Source organism: Lyngbya sp. CCY1209 (assembly GCF_055795065.1).
Map to the genome: position 1 here is coordinate 18696 of NZ_JAYFER010000498.1, position 21065 is coordinate 39760.

The 21065-nt window shown below is 54.4% G+C and carries 16 protein-coding genes and 1 CRISPR repeat array; of the genes, 9 read left to right on the forward strand and 7 right to left on the reverse strand.

Going from position 1 to position 21065, the window contains the following annotated elements; translation table 11 throughout:
• The first annotated feature begins 22 nt into the window (after positions 1–22).
• Complete coding sequence (locus AC0QHF_RS15840) at positions 23–964, forward strand: DNA cytosine methyltransferase (protein ID WP_324705198.1); 942 nt, start codon at positions 23–25, stop codon at positions 962–964.
• A gap of 16 nt (positions 965–980) precedes the next feature.
• Positions 981–2324: direct repeats of the CRISPR family, unit length 37 nt; unit sequence CTTGCAATCTCCTAAACCCCTCAAAAACGATTGCGAC.
• A gap of 6 nt (positions 2325–2330) precedes the next feature.
• Here the strand turns inward: AC0QHF_RS15840 and AC0QHF_RS15845 are convergent.
• Both AC0QHF_RS15845 and ppsA read right to left on the reverse strand, forming a co-directional pair.
• A complete protein-coding gene (locus AC0QHF_RS15845) occupies positions 2331–4769 on the reverse strand; it encodes a zinc ribbon domain-containing protein (RefSeq protein ID WP_324705199.1) in 2439 nt (812 codons plus the stop codon).
• A 408-nt stretch (positions 4770–5177) separates the two neighbouring features.
• On the reverse strand, positions 5178–7601 hold the full coding sequence (gene ppsA, locus AC0QHF_RS15850) for a phosphoenolpyruvate synthase (protein ID WP_324705200.1): 2424 nt from the start codon (positions 7599–7601) through the stop codon (positions 5178–5180).
• A gap of 371 nt (positions 7602–7972) precedes the next feature.
• Between ppsA and AC0QHF_RS15855 the strand changes: the two genes are divergently transcribed.
• A complete protein-coding gene (locus AC0QHF_RS15855; RefSeq protein WP_324705201.1) occupies positions 7973–8365 on the forward strand; it encodes a winged helix-turn-helix transcriptional regulator in 393 nt (130 codons plus the stop codon).
• A 165-nt stretch (positions 8366–8530) separates the two neighbouring features.
• On the opposite strand, the gene AC0QHF_RS15860 is transcribed toward AC0QHF_RS15855, so the two are convergent.
• Complete coding sequence (locus tag AC0QHF_RS15860; protein WP_324705202.1) at positions 8531–8962, reverse strand: hypothetical protein; 432 nt, start codon at positions 8960–8962, stop codon at positions 8531–8533.
• Between the two features lie 196 nt (positions 8963–9158).
• On the opposite strand from AC0QHF_RS15860, the gene AC0QHF_RS15865 reads away from it, so the two are divergent.
• From AC0QHF_RS15865 to AC0QHF_RS15885, 5 genes are all read left to right on the forward strand, one after another.
• Positions 9159–10268, forward strand: coding sequence for a saccharopine dehydrogenase family protein (locus AC0QHF_RS15865; RefSeq protein WP_324705203.1), 1110 nt, complete (start codon positions 9159–9161; stop codon positions 10266–10268).
• A 52-nt stretch (positions 10269–10320) separates the two neighbouring features.
• Positions 10321–10485 carry a hypothetical protein gene (locus AC0QHF_RS15870; RefSeq protein WP_324705204.1) on the forward strand — a complete coding sequence of 55 codons (165 nt, stop codon included), beginning with the start codon at positions 10321–10323 and terminating at the stop codon, positions 10483–10485.
• Positions 10486–10612: 127 nt separating this feature from the next.
• Complete coding sequence (locus AC0QHF_RS15875) at positions 10613–10765, forward strand: type II toxin-antitoxin system HicB family antitoxin (RefSeq protein WP_324705205.1); 153 nt, start codon at positions 10613–10615, stop codon at positions 10763–10765.
• A gap of 141 nt (positions 10766–10906) precedes the next feature.
• A complete protein-coding gene (locus AC0QHF_RS15880; protein WP_324705206.1) occupies positions 10907–12160 on the forward strand; it encodes an aspartate aminotransferase family protein in 1254 nt (417 codons plus the stop codon).
• A gap of 138 nt (positions 12161–12298) precedes the next feature.
• Complete coding sequence (locus AC0QHF_RS15885; protein WP_324705213.1) at positions 12299–12880, forward strand: FKBP-type peptidyl-prolyl cis-trans isomerase; 582 nt, start codon at positions 12299–12301, stop codon at positions 12878–12880.
• Here AC0QHF_RS15885 and AC0QHF_RS15890 read toward each other — a convergent pair whose 3' ends face one another.
• Both AC0QHF_RS15890 and AC0QHF_RS15895 read right to left on the reverse strand, forming a co-directional pair.
• Complete coding sequence (locus AC0QHF_RS15890; RefSeq protein ID WP_324705207.1) at positions 12881–14035, reverse strand: response regulator; 1155 nt, start codon at positions 14033–14035, stop codon at positions 12881–12883. It abuts the gene before it with no gap.
• A gap of 447 nt (positions 14036–14482) precedes the next feature.
• On the reverse strand, positions 14483–15556 hold the full coding sequence (locus tag AC0QHF_RS15895; RefSeq protein ID WP_324705208.1) for a thiamine phosphate synthase: 1074 nt from the start codon (positions 15554–15556) through the stop codon (positions 14483–14485).
• Between the two features lie 209 nt (positions 15557–15765).
• Between AC0QHF_RS15895 and AC0QHF_RS15900 the strand changes: the two genes are divergently transcribed.
• Both AC0QHF_RS15900 and AC0QHF_RS15905 read left to right on the forward strand, forming a co-directional pair.
• Entirely contained in the window at positions 15766–17712 is a 1947-nt protein-coding gene (locus tag AC0QHF_RS15900; RefSeq protein WP_324705209.1) for a DUF1565 domain-containing protein, read from the forward strand.
• Between the two features lie 495 nt (positions 17713–18207).
• Positions 18208–19041, forward strand: coding sequence for a hypothetical protein (locus AC0QHF_RS15905; RefSeq protein ID WP_324705210.1), 834 nt, complete (start codon positions 18208–18210; stop codon positions 19039–19041).
• Positions 19042–19057: 16 nt separating this feature from the next.
• Here the strand turns inward: AC0QHF_RS15905 and AC0QHF_RS15910 are convergent, their stop codons facing one another.
• Both AC0QHF_RS15910 and AC0QHF_RS15915 read right to left on the reverse strand, forming a co-directional pair.
• Positions 19058–19798 (reverse strand): peptidylprolyl isomerase, encoded by a 741-nt coding sequence (locus AC0QHF_RS15910; RefSeq protein ID WP_324705211.1) that lies wholly within the window; start codon positions 19796–19798, stop codon positions 19058–19060.
• 54 nt (positions 19799–19852) lie between these two features.
• Positions 19853–21065, reverse strand: a 1213-nt coding sequence (locus tag AC0QHF_RS15915; protein WP_324705212.1) for a calcium-binding protein, incomplete at its 5' end; no start/stop codon positions are given.

Genomic DNA, 21065 nt, shown 5'->3' on the forward strand with positions numbered 1-21065 from the left:
CTCGGATTTGTTGATTTTGAAAATGAGAACGGTTGATTTATTTTCGGGTTGCGGGGGGTTGTCCCTGGGATTTCAAAATGCGGGATTTGAGATTCTGTCCGCCTTTGACTGTTGGAAACCGGCGATCGCGGTTTATCGACAAAATTTCAAACATCCCATCACCGAAATCGATCTGGCGGCGACAGAAGCCCGAGATCTCATTGCCGAATTACAACCGGATATAATCATTGGCGGCCCCCCCTGCCAAGACTTTTCCAGCGCGGGGAAGCGGGATGAGAGTCTGGGTCGAGCGAATCTAACCTTAAGTTTTGCAGAGATTGTCACCCATGTCAAGCCGAGCTGGTTTGTCATGGAAAATGTGACGAGAATTGCCAAAAGTCAGGTTTTGGAAAGTGCGATCGCACTCTTCAAAAAAAGCGGCTACGGCCTGACATCTTCGGTTTTGAACGCGAGTTATTGCGGCGTTCCGCAGGCGAGAAAAAGATATTTTTTAATCGGTCAACTGGGTGGCAACGACGGAGATTTGAGCGAGTATTTGATAAAAAATCAGTCGTCCGAACCCATGACGGTATTCGAGTATTTGGGGGACAGCTTGGGAATCGAGTATTTTTATCGCCACCCGAGAAGTTATAAAAGGCGGGGGGTTTTCAGCATTCACGAACCCAGCCCGACGGTGCGGGGGGTGAACCGTCCCGTCCCGAAAACCTACAAAAAACATCCGGGAGATCCCTGCGATATCGACGAGAATTTGCGGCCGCTGACGACAATCGAACGCAGTTACATTCAAACCTTCCCGAAAACCTTCAAATTCGAGGGCGGCAAATCGGATTTGGAACAAATGATCGGCAATGCGGTTCCGGTGAAGTTGGCGGAATATGTCGCCCGCTGTATTCTTAAATTTGTGGAAAGTGGGAGTTGTCATCAAGTTGAAATTTGCCGCGATCGCCAGTTGAGTTTATTTTGAAATAATGGGGTGTCGCCTTGCAATACCCTAAACCCCTCAAAAACGATTGCGATGCGGTTTCGGGGGCATCTTGCCACTTACTCTTTGGACTTGCAATCTCCTAAACCCCTCAAAAACGATTGCGACCTTCATCCGAGAGAGTCGCCCATTCATCCGGGGTCTTGCAATCTCCTAAACCCCTCAAAAACGATTGCGACTCGGCGTTTTCGGCGGCGATCGCGTCGTACCGCTCTTGCTTGCAATCTCCTAAACCCCTCAAAAACGATTGCGACCCGATACTGAACTGGTTAGCCAGTTACAAGGGAGAATACTTGCAATCTCCTAAACCCCTCAAAAACGATTGCGACTCGAGGCGTTCTCGGAGGGGTTCTACTATTCCGAAGACCTTGCAATCTCCTAAACCCCTCAAAAACGATTGCGACTCAAAATCATCCGCCGATCGACCTGGCGGCTTTCGCGCTTGCAATCTCCTAAACCCCTCAAAAACGATTGCGACTTGGTCGGATTTACAATTGTTGTGATGTTCCTGTTCTTGCAATCTCCTAAACCCCTCAAAAACGATTGCGACTCGCCGAGCGGTGCCGGGATTACCTGAAGGGAAGCTTGCAATCTCCTAAACCCCTCAAAAACGATTGCGACGCCTTTATAAAGTCCAGTTCGGGAACTTGCCCATCTTGCAATCTCCTAAACCCCTCAAAAACGATTGCGACGCTCGAAGCCGTCGAGGGGGAGGCGAGAACTTTGCTTGCAATCTCCTAAACCCCTCAAAAACGATTGCGACTAGCCGTTCCGAGCCCCTGATCATGTGCCTGGAGGGCTTGCAATCTCCTAAACCCCTCAAAAACGATTGCGACTTTCTACGGGTTTTTGGAATGTTGGGATTAACCCCTTGCAATCTCCTAAACCCCTCAAAAACGATTGCGACCCGCATTTCAGGTGCATTGGAAAAGCGGGGATTGGAGGTCTTGCAATCTCCTAAACCCCTCAAAAACGATTGCGACATTCCCGCATCGTCAATCTCCAGAGGCATTACACTTGCAATCTCCTAAACCCCTCAAAAACGATTGCGACGATCACTTTTCGCCAATTCATCCATTTCGTCATCCAGCTTGCAATCTCCTAAACCCCTCAAAAACGATTGCGACGGTGCGAGAATTGAAACCGCTTACATCGAGTTTCCTTGCAATCTCCTAAACCCCTCAAAAACGATTGCGACGCGCCTTGGCGTAGAGTCCGCGAGTCGGGACGATCTTGCAATCTCCTAAACCCCTCAAAAACGATTGCGACTTTCGGGCGCCGCGCACCCGGCCCAAATATTTCAAACTTGCAATCTCCTAAACCCCTCAAAAACGATTGCGACGGCCCCTCATTCAAACGGAATCTGTAACTGGATTCCGTCGAGCGTTTGCGCGGGCCTCTCCTCAGATTTGCGTTTCGGGGATCGTTGTCGCCGCGATCGCTTCTGAGAATTCGGCTCAATTGACTGCCTGGAGAGCGTTTCAGGATTTGCGCGACGCTCGCCCGAGGGCAAAGATAGGTCTATCCCCGATGGGGTAAGGGATTGAGTCAATTTTTTTTGGGTCTCGTCGCCCAACACCTCCTTCTCCGCGCAATTGGATTTTTGAGAATTTCGCAATTTGGATTTTTGATGGGTGTCCCCCAGATTGTTTGCCATGTCACGGGCTTTGGTGCTGTCGCGATCGCCATCGAGGGGAACGGTCGATGGTGCAGCTTCCTGTCTCATCGTCCCCATTGGGGACTCTCCCGATGGCGCGTCTCCATCGAATGCGGGGATTTCTCCCCGAACAGGCTTAACTTCCCACTCCCAAGAGCGGTAGCTTCTTGCGAAGGCTGTTTTACCCCGTCCTTCCGGCGTGGCGGGTCGGAAGGCTCGGTTGAGAATATTTCGGGCCGCGTTGATGTCCGCGTGTTCGGCGTGTCCGCACTGCTGACAGCGGAACGTCGCCTGGTTGGGTCGGTTTGCTTTGTCAGTATAGCCGCAAACTCGACATTCCTGGCTGGTGTGGTGGGCCGGAACCTTGACAACTTCCCGCTTACAATCTTCGGGGTCGATCAACCCCATCGCGATCGCCGCGTCGTTGATATCTTTCGCTTTGGACTTCAACATTTCAACCCGGCGCCCGTGGGTGTTGCGGAGGATCGCCCGGTTCAACCCCGCTTTCTGGGCTTTGCGATTTTTGGCGTAGGTTTTTCCGTCTTCCGTCAGGTTCGTTTTAGAAGCGGCGGTCATATTTTGCAGGTTGAGGTCTTCGCAGGCAATCCCGTCGTATTGGCGAACCAATCGCGTCGTTATTTTATGATCGCTGGCCCGCCCCCGACGGCGCTGCTTTTCGTGAATTCGCTGAAAAGCTTTGTGAGTTTTTCGGTAATTGTTGGAAGGCTTTTCTCCCTTTTTGGGTTCGCGACGATCTAACTGGTTTTGCAGCCGCTTCAACCGCTTGTTTTCGCGATCGCGCCGCCGAATTTGCCGAATCGCCCGTTCGGGCAAGCTTTCATCCTTGAGGCGATCGGTGCGGGGCAATATCTGCCGTCCGGAATCGTCCGTGAACAAACTCACAACCCCGGCATCGAGTCCGACAGCACGGAGATCGTCACTCGATCGCTTGAGATTCACACCTTTTAAATTGACCTCAAACTCCCCCGTCAGTTGCAGGTAATACCCAGACGATTCCCGCAATATCCGACCGTTGGCGATGTGGCGATCGCCCCACCGTTCGGGAAGGCCTTTGACCTGTACCCAGCCCAATTTGGGAATCCGCACCTGGTCGAGTTTTGTTTTCCAGGTGGAATCGATCAGCTTTTTTTTCGGCTCCTTATATTTCCCAATATCCGGTTCCCCCCGTTCTTTCAACTCCTTCCGTCGGGCGTTCCAGGCTTCTCGGTCGGACTTGATGCGGGCTTTGTCTTCCTCGGTCTTTGGTTCCCGAATTGCGGCATTAAAGTCGGTCAGACTGCGAATCACTTCGCTGTTGCGATTTTTAAATCGGGGCTTACCCCGTTTGCCCGTTCGGTATTCCTGCCAAGCACCGCCCAATCGTTTGAGAAGGCCGGCGACAAGCTTCCCGTGAATTGTCTCAAATCTCGCTTTGATCGGATCGGGAACTTTTTCATCTCCGGCAATCGCCTCTTTTGAAAACAACCTGGACAGGGCGTATTCGGGATTGATCCCCTCGTAATCAAAAGGCGGTTCCTTTATCCAGTGAAGCTTGACCGGATCGATCTCCGGCGTGTGGAGATAATGCCGAACTCCCTTTTTGGTCTGGCGTTCCTCGATGAAGCAACCCGATCTGAGGTTCGGAATTCCCGAATAGATTTTGATCGTCCCAAAGACTTCGACGTGATAGTTATTGTAGCCCGGATAGTCGTTGATGCTGACGCGCTTTACCGTGGTGCGGTTCGCACAGAGCAACCAGTGTTTTTTCTTGTCGAGTTTGAGGTTGCCTTTGCGATCGCGTTTGAGGTTGCCTTTTTTGTTGGTGACAGCCACCTCGATTTCGTTGAACTGCGATCGCAGGGGGGCGAGGGCGACTTTTTCCCACTCCACAAATTTCCACCGTCTCAGGACTTCGGGATCGACTGCAACATCGGGATCTTTTTTGCGATCGAGCTTCGGCAGGTAGCGACATTGCTGGCGCATACGCCAGTAGTCGTGCCAGTTGAGCAATGCCAAACCCCGGTTCCAAATCCAGTTTGCCAAATCGAGCCAGTCGTCGATCGGGGCTTGTTGCTCGGCCGACAAATCCAGCTTGAATTCGACAATCTTAGCGGTCAGGATGGGTTCCACGGTGCGATTCGGCTCAACCCCTCAATAACGATGAGAACCATTCCACGAGTATAGCAGAACCGACGAGCTTTGACCACTTGTGACCCAGCGATCGCACCATCTGGTATAATCTCCCCAGGATAAGATAGCAAAAAAAACTGCTTCGGCAAACACCGCCAAAGCAGTCATCTATCAGATCCGGCGATCGCCGGACTGACTTACACCACATCTTTCAAAATTCGGTTGCTAGATCTAGAAACCGGGTTTCTACCAATATCTCGATGGAGAAATCAATATCTTTCTAGAAACCCGGTTTCTTCCTCCCAACAGATAACGTAACTCGATCTAGAAACCGGGTTTCTACCAATATCTCGGTGGAGAACCCAACACCTTTCTAGAAACCCGGTTTCTTCCTCCCCACGAAATCCTTCATTCCTCCATTTTCGCCACATCCAACCGCGTCTTCAAAACCGAATCCGGATTCAGGCTGATCGAATCAATTCCAGCCTCCACCAAGAAGCGGGCGAACTCCGGATAATCGCTCGGCGCCTGACCGCAAATTCCGATTTTTCGGCCGTGTTTTTTCGCCGCCGCGATCGCCCATTTTACCATCCGTTTCACCGCCTCATCTCGTTCGTCGAAAATGTGCGCCACCAAGCCAGAATCCCGATCCAATCCCAACGTCAATTGGGTTAAATCGTTCGATCCGATGGAGAAGCCGTCGAACACCTGGCAAAACTCGTCCGCCAACAAAACGTTACTGGGCAACTCGCACATCACATAAACTTGCAAGCTATTTTCCCCCCGTTTCAAACCGTGTTTTTCCATCTCCGCCAACACGTTTCGCCCCTCCTCTGGCGTGCGACAGAACGGAATCATCGGAATCACGTTCGCCAGTCCCATCTCGTCCCGAACTCGCTTCAGAGCCCGACATTCCAACGCGAACGCCGCCCGATATTTGGAATCCGTATAGCGAGATGCCCCCCGCCACCCGATCATCGGGTTTTCTTCCTCGGGTTCAAATTGCCGACCGCCCAACAAATTGGCGTATTCGTTACTCTTGAAATCGCTCATCCGCACCACCACGGGATTGGGATAAAACGCGGCCGCGATCGTGCCGATGCCGTGGGCGAGTTTGTCCACAAAATAATCCGGTTTTTGCTCAAATCCCGCCGTCAGCCGTTCGATTTCCCGCCGCGCCGCCTCATCTTCAATGTCGTCAAAATGAATTAACGCCAGGGGATGAACTTTGATATGGTTGGCGATGATAAATTCCAGCCGCGCCAACCCCACGCCGTCGCAGGGAACAGAAGCCAGACGAAACGCCTCTTCCGGGTTGCCCACATTCATCAAAATTTGTGTCCGGGTTTTGGGGAGGTCATCGAGTACCGTTTCCGCGATCGCAAACGGAATCAAACCCTCGTAAACCTTGCCCGTTTCCCCCTCGGCACAGGAAACCGTCACCTCCTGACCCGATCGCACCGCATCCGTCGCATTTCCGCATCCTACAATTGCCGGAATTCCCATTTCTCGGGCAATAATTGCCGCGTGACAAGTCCGCCCCCCGGAATTGGTAATAATCGCCGAAGCCTTTTTCATGATCGGTTCCCAATCCGGATCGGTTTTTTGGGTGACGAGCACTTCACCGGGTCGGAATTCGTCGATCCGCTGCACGTTTAAAATAACTCGCGCCTTGCCCTGTCCGACGCGATCGCCAACGGCCCGACCTTCCGCCAACACCTCACCGCCGCCGTGGATGTGATACTGTCGCAGGACGCGATCGCACTTTTGAGATTCCACCGTCTCCGGGCGGGCCTGGACCACGAACAATTCCCCCGTTTGTCCATCTTTCGCCCACTCGATATCCATCGGGGAATAGCCGCCGCGAATTTGGGAATAGTGGTCCTCGATCGCCAGGGCCCACCGCGCCAGTTTCAGGATTTCATTGTCGCTGAGGGCGAATTGTCGCTGCTGGGCTTCCGGGACGGGGACGGTGCGGGTGGAGTGGGTGCGATCATAGATCATCTTCATCGCCTTGGACCCGAGGCGCTTTTCCAAAATCGGGCGGAATCCTTCCCGCAGGGTGGGTTTGAAAACTTTGTACTCGTCCGGGTTGACGGCCCCCTGGACCACCGTTTCCCCCAAACCGTAGGCGGCGGTGATCAGAACCGCGTTTTTGAAGCCGGTTTCCGTGTCGATGGAGAACATCACGCCGGAGGTGGCCAGGTCCGATCGCACCATTTTCTGGACGCCGATGGAGAGGGCGACGTCGAAATGATCGAATCCTTTTAACGTCCGGTAGGAGATGGCGCGATCGGTGAACAGGGAAGCGAAACACTTGCGGGTTGCCTGCAGGACCGCTTTCAAGCCGCGGATATTCAGGTAGGTTTCCTGCTGTCCGGCGAAGCTGGCGTCGGGGAGATCTTCGGCGGTGGCGGACGATCGCACCGCCACATCGGTTTCGCCGCCGTAGCGATCGCACAATTGTTGGTAGGCGAGGGCGATCGCTTCTTCCAGGTCGGGGGGCAAGAGGGTATTGGCGATCAGCGATCGGGCTTCGAGTCCGTGGCAGCGGAGGTTTTTGATATCTTCCACATCGAGATCGGCGAACAACTCCCGCAGGCGGGTTTCCAAATCGGCGTATTCGATAAAGCGACGGTAAGCCTCGGCGGTGATGGCGAACCCCTGGGGGACTTCGATGCCCCGGGGTCGCAGTTGCCGGATCATTTCGCCCAGGGAGGCATTTTTACCGCCCACCAAGGGCAGGTCTGCGAGTCCGACTTCCTCGAACCACAAAACGAGGGATTTGGACTTGTTAACCGGCGCTTTTTTTTGGGTGGATAGTTTCAACATGGGGTAAAAAACTCCAAATTAAAGTTGCCGCCAACGGGATGACGGCGCAGTTTTTATCGGTTTTATGAGAAACAGGGGCAGACCGGTTCCGTACCGCGATCGCCCATTTCTCCCTATTTTACTGAGTCCAGAAAATGATATTGCCGTTGATCCCCGGCTTTTTGTCGTGACATAAAGCCGGTTTTTCAATATTTATCGTCCGGACTTACGTTCGAGCTTGTGTTTTCTTTGACTGTACTTTTATTGTATTGTTTTTCTCATAAACGGCCATATCCCCCGGCCGTCGCCCACAGTTACCGGGCGAAAAAATTGGCGATTTCTCTGGAGTATGGGTTATTCTTAAAAAAGATTAAGAACATGAGGAACGCCCGATGAAAGTTAAGAAACGTAACGAATCGCCCACTTCATTAAGCCGCGATCGTTGCCGGGAGATCACCTGTCCGATACAATTTATTCTGGAGATCATCGGCAGCAAATGGTCGATCCAAATCCTGCGAGAACTCTTCCGAAGCGATTTGAGAACCCACGAATTGCTCGAAGCCCTGCCGGGGATCAGCACAAAAACCCTAACTATCCGATTGAGACAGTTAGAGCGCTACGGTTTATTAATCCGGACGGTTTACCCCGAAATCCCCCCCCACGTCGAATATTCCCTCACCGATAAAGGCCGGGAACTCAAACCGGTCATCCTGGCACTCAAACAAGTCGGAGAACTGTGGCTAGAGGAGAAACCCTGCGTCTGTCACTTGGAGTTGAGTGGGTAACCAATCCCCGCGAAGACAGCGACGGGGCTTTCTAGCCCTAACCTGTGAGAGTTGGGGTGTGGGGAGTAGGGAAAATGAAAAATGAAAAATGAAAAATACTAATTCCCTATTCCCGATTCCCGATTCCCGATTCCCGATTCCCGATTCCCGATTCCCTATTCCCGACTAACGTCCGATGCGGCCCGTGAAGCCGGAAGCCTTGAACTGTTCGAGTTTCAGGGGGGTTTTGAGGGCGGCGGGCACGGAAATCCTCAGTTCAAAGTCGCTCACCCCCGGGGGCACCACGTCGATGCTGCCGAGGCGGGTGCGGTTCTGCATGACGCGGTTATCGTTGGCGTCGTAGATGCGTCCGAAGATGTCGGCATCGACGACGGTTTTGCCAGAGGTGTTTTTGGCCTTTCCGGTGACGATGAAACAGTTGGCGTCTTGGATGGAACCGCTGGAAACCATGCCTTCGGAGAGTTCCGCCGGACAGTCTTTGTAGCCGAGATCGAATAATTCGACCTGAATCATCGCCCAGGCGGGGGGAGCCCACAGCCAACCGAGGAACCCGATGACGACGGACGCCAGGAGAGCGGGAAAAATTCGCGATCGCATAAAATTCACCCTATCGATTTCAATCTCTTAGCTTACCGCCCGGGGGGGGTTTCGGGGAATCCGGCGTGATAAACTGTCGCTGCGCGACGGGTGTAGGGTGTAGGGTGTAGGGTGTGGGGAAAGTCAAAAGTCAAATAACCGATTAGACTTGCGATAAACTGGGGAACGATCGCACATCCACACGAAACGACAGATTATGAATGCACGGGTTTTGATTCTCGGGGGCCAGGGCCGCATCGGTAGCAGTGTCGCCCGGGATCTGACTCAACACGCATCGGCGGAAATTACCGTCACCGGACGCAACGGCAGCACGGGGCGATCGGGGGATTTTCGCTATTTATCCTTAGATTTGGGCGATCGCGATAAGTTGCGAACTGCAATCGCCGAGTCGGATTTGGTGGTGCACTGTGCCGGTCCGTTTCACTACCGGGACACCGCCGTTCTGGAACACTGCATCGCCGAACGGGTCAATTATATCGACGTCAGCGACAACCGCAGCTTCACCCGCCGGATTTTGGAGCGGTGCGAGGCGGCGAAGGAAGCGGGGGTGACGGCTATTGTGAATAGCGGCATTTTTCCGGGCATTTCCAACAGTCTGGTGCGGCAGGGTGTGGAACAGTTGGACGAGGCGGACACCATCCACCTCAGTTATGTCGTCGGCGGCTCCGGCGGGGCGGGGTTGACGGTGATGCGAACCACCTTTTTGGGGCTGCAAAAACCCTTTGAAGTGTGGCTGGACGGCCAGTGGCAGACCGTCAAACCCTACAGCGATCGCGAAACAATCGAATTTCCCAAACCCTACGGAAAAACGGGAGTTTACTGGTTCGATATGCCCGAATGTTTCACCCTGGCGGAATCGTTTCCCGTCAAAACTGTGATCACCAAATTCGGCACGGCACCCGACTTTTACAATCACCTCACCTGGAGCGTCGCCCACTGGTGGCCGGCGAGTTGGCTGCAAAATCCCAACGTGATCGAATTCCTCTCCCACGTCAGCTATCAAATGACCGAAGTGACGGACAATTTCAGCGGCATCGGCGTGGCGGTGCGATCGCACGTCAGCGGCAAAAAAAACGGAAAACCCGCCCAATTCTGCTCCACCGTCGTCCACGATAATACCGCAGTTATTGCCGGCATCGGTACGGGGACGATCGCCCAGTTGATGTTAGAAAATCGCCTGCAAAAGCCCGGAGTTTTGCCCGTCGAGGAAGTTCTGCCGACGGCGTTGTTTGAGGAAATGATGGGCGATCGCAACATCGAGATTGTCAAATCTGGCCTGTCTCCCTCGGGTGAAGTACGACATTAAATCATTGAAAATCTGGGCGCAAGCCTTGCGCCCCTACAATCTAAAATTTACCATGAACACTCAATTAGTTGACTCCATCATTCAAGTCATTCGTTCACTCCCCGAAGCCGAACAAAAATCACTTGTCGAACAGCTCAATCAGTTATTCGATTTTTCTGAAAAATCCGAACCTTCCCCCCTTCAAGGCACAGTCCTGCGCTATGAAGCCTCCTTTTAACCGGCCGTTTCCGCAGAAGATTGGGAGGTTTTGGACACCGAAACCTCCCCGTCCATCGAATCGGATCTAAAAGTGAGCGATACTGTCAATTTAAAGAAAAAGTTGGAGATTTAAGGGGTAAATTTAAATGAAACTAAAAGTTGTCATTCATGAAGCAGAAGAAGGTGGATTTTGGGTCGAGGTTCCCGCCCTTCCCGGATGTGCCACCCAAGGCGATACCTTTGAGGAGTTGCTGGGGAATCTTTACGAAGCGATCGCGGGCTGTTTGTCGGCATCATGAGACGATCTTCCCCGACAGACATCCCCCCGCCGATGTCATCAAATCCTGACTCCGTGAAGCCCATCGCGATGCGATCGCCCCCAGCGACAGGGAATTTTCCCGTAAAATCGAGGATCAGCAGCAAATTATAAGGAGCCATTCGTGAGTCCGGAAACATTAACAAAAACTGGGACCCCATTCAGTATCGATCGCTTCGATGCCAACGTCATGACCACCTACGGGCGGTTTCCCATCGCCCTCGAACGGGGGGAAGGCTCTCGGGTGTGGGATACGGAGGGGCGGGAATATCTCGACTTCGTGGCGGGAATCGCCACCTGCACCCTCGGACACGCCCACCCGGCCTTAATTGAAGCGGTGACGCGGCAAATTCAAAAACTGCACCACGTCTCCAACCTCTACTACATCCCCGAACAGGGCGAGTTAGCGGCGTGGCTGACGCAACATTCGGCCGGCGATCGCGTCTTTTTCTGCAACTCCGGCGCCGAAGCCAACGAAGGGGCGATCAAGTTAGCCCGCAAGTACGCCCACGATCGCCTCAATATCGAAGATCCGGTCATCGTCACCGCCCACGCCAGCTTCCACGGACGCACCCTGGCGACCATCACCGCCACCGGACAGCCCAAATACCAAAAGGGTTTCAGCCCCCTGGTTCCCGGCTTCGTTTACGCCCCCTACAACGACCTAGCCGCCCTGGAAACGACGATCGCGGAAATCGACAAAGACGGGCGGCGGGTGGCTGCAATTCTGCTGGAAGCCCTGCAGGGCGAGGGCGGCGTCCGTCCGGGCGATCGCGAGTATTTCCAAAAAATTCGCCAGATCTGCGACGAAAAGGGCATCCTGCTGATCCTCGACGAAGTTCAGGTCGGAATGGGACGCAGCGGCAAATGGTGGGGGTACGAAAATCTGGGTATCGAACCGGATATTTTCACCTCCGCCAAGGGACTCGGCGGCGGCATCCCCATCGGGGCCCTGCTGTGCAAGTCCTCCTGCGACGTGTTTGAACCCGGAAACCACGCCAGCACCTTCGGCGGGAACCCCTTCGCCTGCGGGGTGGCGTTGGCGGTGTGTCAGACCCTGGAACGGGAAAACCTGCTGGAAAACGTGCAGAAACGGGGGGAACAGTTGCGGAACCGACTGGAGGCGATCGCGACTCAGTATCCCAGTTTAGTTGCCGAAGTGCGGGGTTGGGGTTTGATCAATGGCATGGAATTGAGGGCCGATGTTGAACTGACTTCCATTGAAGTGGTGAATGCGGCGATCGCTCAAGGGGTGTTGCTGGTCCCCGCCGGCCCGAAAGTGGTGCGGTTCGTGCCCCCGTTAATTGTCAATGAAGCGGAGGTTGACCGGGCCTGTGATGCGGTCGAAAAAGCCCTGGCAACCTTGAGTCCATCTTGATGAAAACGTCCTCCCAATCCCCCCTAAAACGGGGGGGAGAAGCGATCGATTCGATTCGATTTGATGAAATACTGGTGCAAAATCGGGTAGACTTTCAAGATGAGAAAAGGTCAATTCCGGACAGAGGAGGATGTGAAGGTGCGAGAAATTTTGATCAGTTTTGGAGTGATCGCGGTCTGCTCGATTGTTCTCATTATTGCTCAGATCGCCTATTCTGGACAGGAAGCGAACGCCTCGAATGCCGGGTCGCCGGTGACAACCGAAACCGTGACCCCCATTCAGGAGCGGAAAGTTGACCCCAATCCCCTACTCTCCCGAGGCGTGGCGCCCTCCGAAAACGTAACGATCGCTCAAAATATGGCTAATACAGAAGAAAACACGATTACCACCGATTCCGGCCTCCAGTACGTCGAAATCGAGGCGGGAGACGGTGCGAGTCCCCAACGGGGTCAAACCGTTGTGGTCCACTACACCGGGACCCTCGAAGACGGGACGAAATTCGACAGTTCCCGCGATCGCAACCGGCCGTTTTCCTTTAAAATCGGGGTCGGCCAAGTCATCAAAGGCTGGGATGAGGGTGTCGCCTCCATGCAAGTGGGGGGACGCCGGAAACTCATCATCCCCCCGGATTTGGGCTACGGTGCCCGCGGCGCCGGCGGCGTGATTCCCCCCAACGCCACCCTGATTTTCGATGTCGAATTGTTGAAAATTGCCGGATAGCTACATCTGCTGTGGGGGCGGTTCGCGAACCGCCCCCACACCCCGCGGCAACGGTTGCAGCGTCAAATTGATGCCGTCCCCCAGTTTTTGTACCGTCATTTGATAGGATTTTTCCTGAAATTCGACCTTCTTCTGAAAGGGCTTGCCGGTTTTCACGACTTCAATGAAAGGTTGAATCACATCGACATCGAGTCGGGCAAACCAATGGCTGCATTCTTCATCGTAGATGGGCTGGTTTTTGCCCATCTCAAAGCATCGCCGAAACGCCGGGTTAGCCAGCAAACACCGAAAATCGACAATTTCCCCATCGAGGGAGTTCCGCACCGCCTCAAACGCCGCGATTCCGTAGCGAGTCTGGTGGAGGACACTCGACAAGATCAGTCGGGACTGATACAGCATTTCGATCGTCTGCTGATGGTCTTGGATTTCCTGTTCCCAGGCTTCCTGCTGCTTTTTGAGTTTGACCTGGTAGGAGACTCGCGCCAAAACTTCGTGGGATTGGAACGGTTTGGAAACGTAGTCGCTGCCCCCCAATCTGAACGCTTTTACCTTGTCAATTTCTTCTTGAATCGCGCTGATGAAAATAATCGGAATCCCCTTAGTGACGGGATTTTTCTTGATTTTTTCACAGACTTCATATCCGTTCATATTCGGCATCAAAATATCTAACAAAATCAGATCGGGTATATTTCGTTCCAGGTACAATAGGGCATCCTCTCCGCCGGTGGCGCTGCGAACTTGATAGCCATTTTTTTTTAAAAGTCGGGACAGGGTTTTTAAATTGTCGATGCGATCGTCTATGATTAAAATTGTCCCGCAACAGCTTTGGTCGTCATCCTCTAAATCCACCGATGCCATGAGCTGAAATTTTCCATTTTCCAGTAAACAAAGCATCAGTTCGCGAAAATGAGATTTGTTTATTTTATACTCAAAAACTTCCGAGAGCAGCTTCCACAGGGAGGATGAAACGTTTCTCGTATGTCCCGGACTCAAGTGCAAGGAATTGGCGATATCGTCGTAGGAAAAGTTATTCCATACGGCTTCTAATATCCTTTGTTGTTGGAGGTTTAACTTGATTTTTTGGTTCAAATAAACTTTTTTCTGGATGCATTCGAGGGCATCGGGAAAAGAGTATCGACTGTTTTCTTGTTTCACTGCACTGATAGAGAGTAACAACACCTTTGTCGCACCCGGTTAAGATTAAAGATACCACACCCGAGAATGGGTTCGAGCCGTGCCGTGACAAAAATTAACTTTGACTCAATAAAAATTGACTCTAACCTGACAAGAATTACCTCTCCGACTATGACAAACCGAATCCGAATTGCCGATTGGGTTCGGTCATTGATGGTTATATCGCCGCCGGCCCAATCTTCTTCGATGTCAACCTGAATGGAGTTTGATAGCAACGATCGCTGGCCTAGTTACACGCCGGACGGGTGAGAATTGTCAATCCCTACTCCCTACGACCGACTCCCTACTCCCATTTCTAGAGCTTGTAACGACACGATCGCGCACTGCTATACCTGAACCGCTCGGGAATCAATTCTTGACCTCTCAGCCTCCCTGACCGACTTGGGGGGGCCGTTTCATCGGGGGATTTTAGGAGAGAATTTTACGATCGCGCAAGGTTTTGATCCGGGTAAATTGGGAGAGAAAATACTGCGTCACCAGGGTCGGCTGTTCCGCGTGCATCAGGGCCCGCACCACCGCCACCCGTTCGGCGCCCGCGAGTAGGACATCATCAAAATTATTCATGTTGATGCCGCCGATCGCAAACCAGGGTATCGAGGCATTGCGAGTGGCGTGGCGGACGTAGTCCAAACCCGCCGCCGGCTTGTCCACTTTGGTGGGAGTGGCGTACACCGGACCGACGCCGATATAGTCCGCCCCCTCGGCGATCGCCCGTTTCATTTCCTCGGGGTTCGTCGTCGATCGCCCCACGATGTGCTGGGGTCCGAGAAGCTGTTTGGCAACGGCGATGGGGAGGTCCTGCTGTCCCAGATGCACCCCGTCGGCATTCACGGCGATGGCAATATCGACGCGATCGTTGACCAAAAATAGGGCATCGTAGCGGCGGCAAAGCTGGCACAACTTTTGGGCGTTGTCCAGGCGCAGGGCGTCATCGGACTCCTTATCCCGATATTGAACAATTGTCAACCCCCCCTGCAAGGCTGCCTCCACCACGGAAAACAGGCGATCGTTCGGGGACGTCACCAGGTACAGGCGGGCGGTTTGCAGCTTCTGATGGCGTCCATAAGCCAACAAATTGCTCTCCAAGGTATACACCCGGTAGCGCATCTGTTTCACCGCTGCCCCCATCTCCGGGTGGTACACCTTGCCGTATTCTTCCAAAACCCGCAGGGCCTCTTCCACCCGGCAGAAATTAGCTTGCAGCACCTGTTCCAATCCCTCCCGGCTCTCCTCCCGGGGGTGGCTCAACTCCGTGCCCACATCCGCGACGGTATCCCGGGACATCCGCAATTCGTTTCCATGCCACTGGGCGAGTTCCTGCCGCAGTTCCTTGCACTCCCGGGCCATGTCGGAGTGGTCCAACCCGAAGCGACACCACTCCTCGATTGTCCGGATACCCTCCCGCGCCCGATCCAAATTCGCGTCGAGAATCCGATACAGCGCCGGCTGTGCCAGTTTGTTGCCACTGTTTAGATCGCCCATCAAAACTCCCTCAACTCCGGTAAAGCCGTCGATTGTTGCCCGAGAAAAAATTGCCGCAGGTTACTATACCAGATTTTTTGCGGCCTTTGGGGAAGCGGGCTTAAGAATTCTTAACAGGATCGAAAATCAGGCGGGGCCAGAATGAGGCATACTTGACGACAACCGTTTGAAAACTCAACGAAAATGTAACAGTTTGTCGGAGTACAGCCGTGAGTTCAACATCCCCCCGCAACTGTCAACCCCCCACCGTCCGGGAGTTCTCAAAGGCCCCGCCGCCTCCCGCCGGTGACTCGAACCGCCCCTTGAACTCACCCTCGTCAACGCCTTCTGACAATTGCGCCGGCCTGAAACCGTCCCCGGCGATCGCCTGGGGACACCTGCTCCCCGCCGCGGCCCTCGCCAGTTTGAGTCTGCTGGGGATGAGCGCCGCAGTCCGGGCGCTCCCCCCGTCTCCCTTTCCCGTGGCCCAGGCCGCCCCCACCGTCGCCGATTCGATGAGCGTCATTTACGTCAGTTCTTCGACGGGGAACGATTCCGGAAACGGCACCCAAGCTTCACCGCTGAGGACGATAACCCAAGCGCTGCAAAGGGCCCGGCCCAACACCGCGATCGTACTGGCGCCGGGCACCTACAGCGCCCAGACGGGGGAGGTGTTTCCGCTGATGCTCAAACCCAATGTCACGGTGCAGGGCGACCCCCAAAATCGGGGGGCCAATATCGTCATTTCCGGGGGCGGGCCGTTCACGAGCCGCACCTTCGCCACCCAGAGCATCGCGATTTTGGGCGCCAACGCCGCCCGGTTGAGCGGGGTGACGGTGACGAATCCCAACGATCGCGGTTACGGGTTGTGGATCGAATCGACGTCGATGGTTGTTTCCAACAACACGTTTACCGGCAATCTCCACGACGGGATCTCGGTGGTGGGGGCGGGGGCTCCCCTGATCCAGGACAATCGCTTCGCCGACAATGGCGCCAACGGCATCACCGTCTTCGGTTCGGCTAGGCCGGAAATCCGCGACAACGAGTTTCAAAATACCGGGTTCGGCATCAATATCGCCCAAAAGTCGGCGCCGTTCGTGGTGGGAAATCGGATTATTTACAATCGGGACGGGGTGGTGATCCAGGCCAGTGCTCGCCCGGTGTTGCGAAATAATTATATCGAGCAGAATCAACGGGACGGGATCGTGGCGATCGCGCGATCGCTCCCGGATCTGGGGACGTCGCAAGAACCGGGGCAGAATGTGATCCGCAACAACGGCCGCTACGACGTCAACAACGGCACGGAGGGACTCACCCTGCAGGCCTACGGCAACGAGTTGGCGACGACCCAGATCGCCGGATTGCTGGATGTGGGGGGGACCTACCGGGCACCGGCTGAACCCTCCGCCATCGCCACCGGACTCCTGAGACGGCCCCAGGGGGAAACCAACGACCCCGCCGCCATTTCTCCCCTCAACGAGGCGGCTTCGCTGCCGGTTTACCTGCCGGAGTCGGACGTTTCTCCGGAGGCGGTTCGCGATAGCGCACCGATCCGCGACAGCGCACCGATCGCCGCCCAACCCCCGACCCCCACCGCCTCGGAGGCGATCCCGATCCCGGTCCCCCCGCCGGAAACTCCCCGGGCGGCGGCCCCCGCCTCCCCGCCGCCGGCCGAGTCCCCTTCCCGATCTTCGACGGGTTCCCTGCTGTTGTCCCTGTTGAATCGGGCGATTTTTGACCGCCCCCCCTCGGAAGCGACTTCGACTTCGATTCCGGTGCCCCCTCCCCAAACTCAATCGACCATCACGGCCGCACCTCCGGCGGTTTCGCCCTCGGGAGATATCCTGCCGGTTCCGGGCGGCAACATTCCCATCGGCAGCGGCGGGGGCCAGCTTCCCAGCGCGGTGGCGGCGGATCTCCCGGCTTCGAGTTCCCGGCCTTCCCTGGCGCCGGTGACGGCGGCTCTGATGGGGTTGCGTTACCGCGTCGTGGTACTCGATGCGGGCAATCCGGTTCTGCAACGGGTGCGATCGCTGGTTCCCGAGGCGTTCCAAACGGTGGTGGACGGCCGGTCGGTGATCCAGGCGGGGGCGTTCCGCGATCGCTATCGGGCGGATCAATTGCTGCGACAACTGCGACAGTACGGGTTGAATGCCGAGATGCAGCCGTTCAATTGATCTCGCCATCGGCTCTCGGTCGGATGCCCGCGACGGGCATCCGATTTTTCGCGGGTTTTCCCTACACCCAACACCCCACCGATCACACCCAACTCTACGGCAAATCCGGTCAAATACACCCCTCAAAAAAGATAGCCGAATGCGGTGTTTCCGAGACTCCGAGGGATTTTATACGTCAATTTCTGGATGATTTTAAGGGGGGTAAACCGGATTTTAACGGTTGCGATCGCCGGTTCGTTCATCATAAATTTACATTTCCAGACCCTTTTTTACCGAATCTTATCAAACACCGACCTCCAATTCGTGATATGTTTTAAGTTTATCAATCCATAATTTTAATTGTTTTTACAAAAGTTTTATCGAAAACTCGACACTCTTTAAATAACGACCTTTTTTTCTAGGTGATAATTCAATAACATGGGTGAGTAGAGAGAAGAAATAAATCTCTATTTGCTCTGGATATTTAGCGTCGATTTGACTCACTATAAATTTGCCATGAATTTCCCCAAAGCCAATATTTTGATCGCATTTTCAACCCTGTCTGTCGCTCTCTTCAACGCTCCCGGATGGGAAGTCAAACCGGCCGGGGCGGCGACATTTGCGAACTCGACCGGAGTCGTTGAAATTGATAATTTCAGCCACAGACCGGAGTCCGTTTCGACCCTGGCGGAAACCGACACATTTACATTTTCCAGCGGCGGCTCGGTAACGGCGATCGCCGATGCCGATGCCGTTATCACCAACCCCCCTTGTCTTCCCGAGATTTGTTTTCCAACCGTAGCGGGCAATTATTCCTCTTCTAGTGCCTTCGGAGAGGGTTCGGAATATCTGGGAGTTGCCCAGAGTACGGCTGCAGTAATCGCCCGCAATTTTTACCTGGGAGCGGGAGAAACATTTTCCTTTGACTTTCGCTCATTTCTGGGACTGGGGACGAGCATCGACACCAGCCCCAAAGAGGCGGCAAACGCCTTGGGAAACATCGCCTTTTATCTGTTTGACAGCAGCCGCCCCGAAACCCATTTCGGATTCTTGAATATTTCCGGCGGGTTGAATACGGCGGGTTCCGAGGATTTTCTGACGGTTGACGCCAGCGATTCTTTCAATCTGGCTCAGACTCTCAATACCTCATTTGGCGGGTTTGAAGAATATGCCTTAGCCGAGGTGGCGGGGAATTTTTCGTACACCTTTGAGGACGCGACTTATCTGACATTGCTGGAAGTCAAAACCAATCAAGTCATGGTCAAGGCCCCCGAACCGTCCGGCACGATCGCCCTGTTGCTCCTGAGCGGGTTCGGGAGTGCGATCGCTCTCAAAAAGAAATCTCGCTAACTGACCGGATAATTGCTCAAAGACTGGCGTTGCTGAGGGCGTAGTTGAGTTCGCTGGCGAGCCAGTTTTTGAACATTCTCTGGAGAATTTCTTGGCGACACTCGGGGGTGAGTTCGGCGGGGATAAACTCCTCGACTTTCAGGAGGTGATATCCCTGCTCTGTAGCAATCGGGCCGAGGAGTTCGCCCGGGGTCGCGCCGAAAACCACCGCCGCGATTTGAGGGGGCAAATTCGTCCGTCCGAGTTTGCCTTCGTAGCCACACATCGTCCGCCTGCGGTCGTCGATATCGTAGAGGTGGGCGGCGTGATAGAAGCTGATTTCTTCTTCCTCAATTTGGTACAACAATTCCCGAGCCAGCCGTTCGTAAGGGACGACAATTTGATAGAGTAGAATCCGCTCGAATTCCAGGCGGTTTTGGGCGAAATACTTTTCGACTTCGGAACCAAATAGGGCTTCGGAGAGTTTTTGGGCGAGGATGCGATCGCGGATTCCGGCTTCCCAATCGTCGGGGGAAATCATCTGATCAGCCAGCCAAGCCAGGGTGTCCGACGCCTTTTCCAACCGCAACGCCAGCCGCTGGCGATCGGCTTCAGCCTGAATGTCATCTTCCGTCACCGTAATATTTCTCTCCTGACTAGCTCTCTCAACTAACTTCTGATAAAATATTTGATTGCACACTTCCTTCATCTTCAATTCACGCTTGAGGAAGTCTGCAATCTCGTGTAGATCGACGGAAGCCCTGAAAGAGTCAGTCATTGGAATCATTATCACGTAATTAGGCTAAAGTTTACAACGTTTGTCTATTTTCAATCAAGTGAAAAAGTCGATGTGTGTCAGGTCGGGGAGCTGACTGTTAACCGTCCCCAAAACGACGGCGAGAACCGAGGCATCGGTATTGAGAACGTAAGTGTCACCGATACCATCCCCATTAAAGTCATTGGTTTCGAGGGTGATATCCTCCGGAGTCAGTCCGCCGCCCAAACCGATGCGATCGCCTTCGGTTGCATCAAAGTCTACCACCAAATCGGGGCCGTTTTCGGGCGCCAAAATAAAGGTATCCGCACCGTCCCCACCACTCAAAACGTCCGCCCCCTTGTCGCCCCAGAGGATATCGTCGCCCGCCATTCCCAGCAGGATATCATTTCCCTGTCCGCCTTGCAGGCTGTCGTTGCCGTCCCCGCCATCGACGGTATCGTTGCCGGCGTTGCCGGTGAGGATGTCGTCTCCCGCCTCGCCGAAAATGCGATCGTCCCCCTCAAAACCCGAGAGACTCTCGCCCCCGGCAGTGCCCAAAATTTCGTCGGAAACTTCACTTCCCGAAACCGCCTCGCCCGTCGAGGGGATATCGTCGCGGGGTATGGCGACAGTTTCTTCTGAAACCGCCGCGAGATCGTCCGCATTCACGCCTCCCAAAACCACCGCCAGAACGGAACCGTCGGCGTCGAGGACGGAGGTGGCATCCAAGCCCTCAAATACGATCGCCTCCAGGCTGACATCCTCTACCGTCAGTCCGCCACCCAAACCGATGCGATCGCCTTCACTTGCATCAAAGTCTACCACCAAATCGGGGCCGTTTTCGGGTGCCAAAATAAAGGTATCCGCACCGTCCCCACCACTCAAAACATCCGCCCCTTTGTCTCCCCGGAGAACATCGTCACCTGCCATTCCCAGCAGGACATCATCTCCCTGTCCACCCAGCAGGCTATCGTTGCCATCCCCGCCATCGACGGTATCGTTGCCGGCGTTGCCGTTGAGGGTGTCATTTCCGTCCCCGCCGGAGACGGTATCGCTCCCTTCGAGGGCGGAAAATTCATTGTCTGTGCGATCGCCTTCAAGAACGTCATTTCCATCCGTACCCATTTGGGGTTCGGTGATGACGGGTTCCGCCGGGCTCTCGTCTGCTTCGCCGGCAGAATTATCGGTTTCGGCGGTATCCGAACTGTCCATTTCCGCATCTCCGGCAGTGGCTGTAGCTTCCGTTTCCGCCTCGTTGGAAGATGCGATCGCACTGGCACTTCCGCTG

Coding starts and splice junctions, on each gene's coding strand:
- AC0QHF_RS15840 (WP_324705198.1), top strand. CDS start 23: ATGAGAACGGTTGATTTATTTTCGGGTTGCGGGGGGTTGTCCCTGGGA.
- ppsA (WP_324705200.1), bottom strand. CDS start 7,601: ATGTTGAAACTATCCACCCAAAAAAAAGCGCCGGTTAACAAGTCCAAA.
- AC0QHF_RS15855 (WP_324705201.1), top strand. CDS start 7,973: ATGAAAGTTAAGAAACGTAACGAATCGCCCACTTCATTAAGCCGCGAT.
- AC0QHF_RS15860 (WP_324705202.1), bottom strand. CDS start 8,962: ATGCGATCGCGAATTTTTCCCGCTCTCCTGGCGTCCGTCGTCATCGGG.
- AC0QHF_RS15865 (WP_324705203.1), top strand. CDS start 9,159: ATGAATGCACGGGTTTTGATTCTCGGGGGCCAGGGCCGCATCGGTAGC.
- AC0QHF_RS15870 (WP_324705204.1), top strand. CDS start 10,321: ATGAACACTCAATTAGTTGACTCCATCATTCAAGTCATTCGTTCACTC.
- AC0QHF_RS15875 (WP_324705205.1), top strand. CDS start 10,613: ATGAAACTAAAAGTTGTCATTCATGAAGCAGAAGAAGGTGGATTTTGG.
- AC0QHF_RS15895 (WP_324705208.1), bottom strand. CDS start 15,556: ATGGGCGATCTAAACAGTGGCAACAAACTGGCACAGCCGGCGCTGTAT.
- AC0QHF_RS15905 (WP_324705210.1), top strand. CDS start 18,208: ATGAATTTCCCCAAAGCCAATATTTTGATCGCATTTTCAACCCTGTCT.
- AC0QHF_RS15910 (WP_324705211.1), bottom strand. CDS start 19,798: ATGACTGACTCTTTCAGGGCTTCCGTCGATCTACACGAGATTGCAGAC.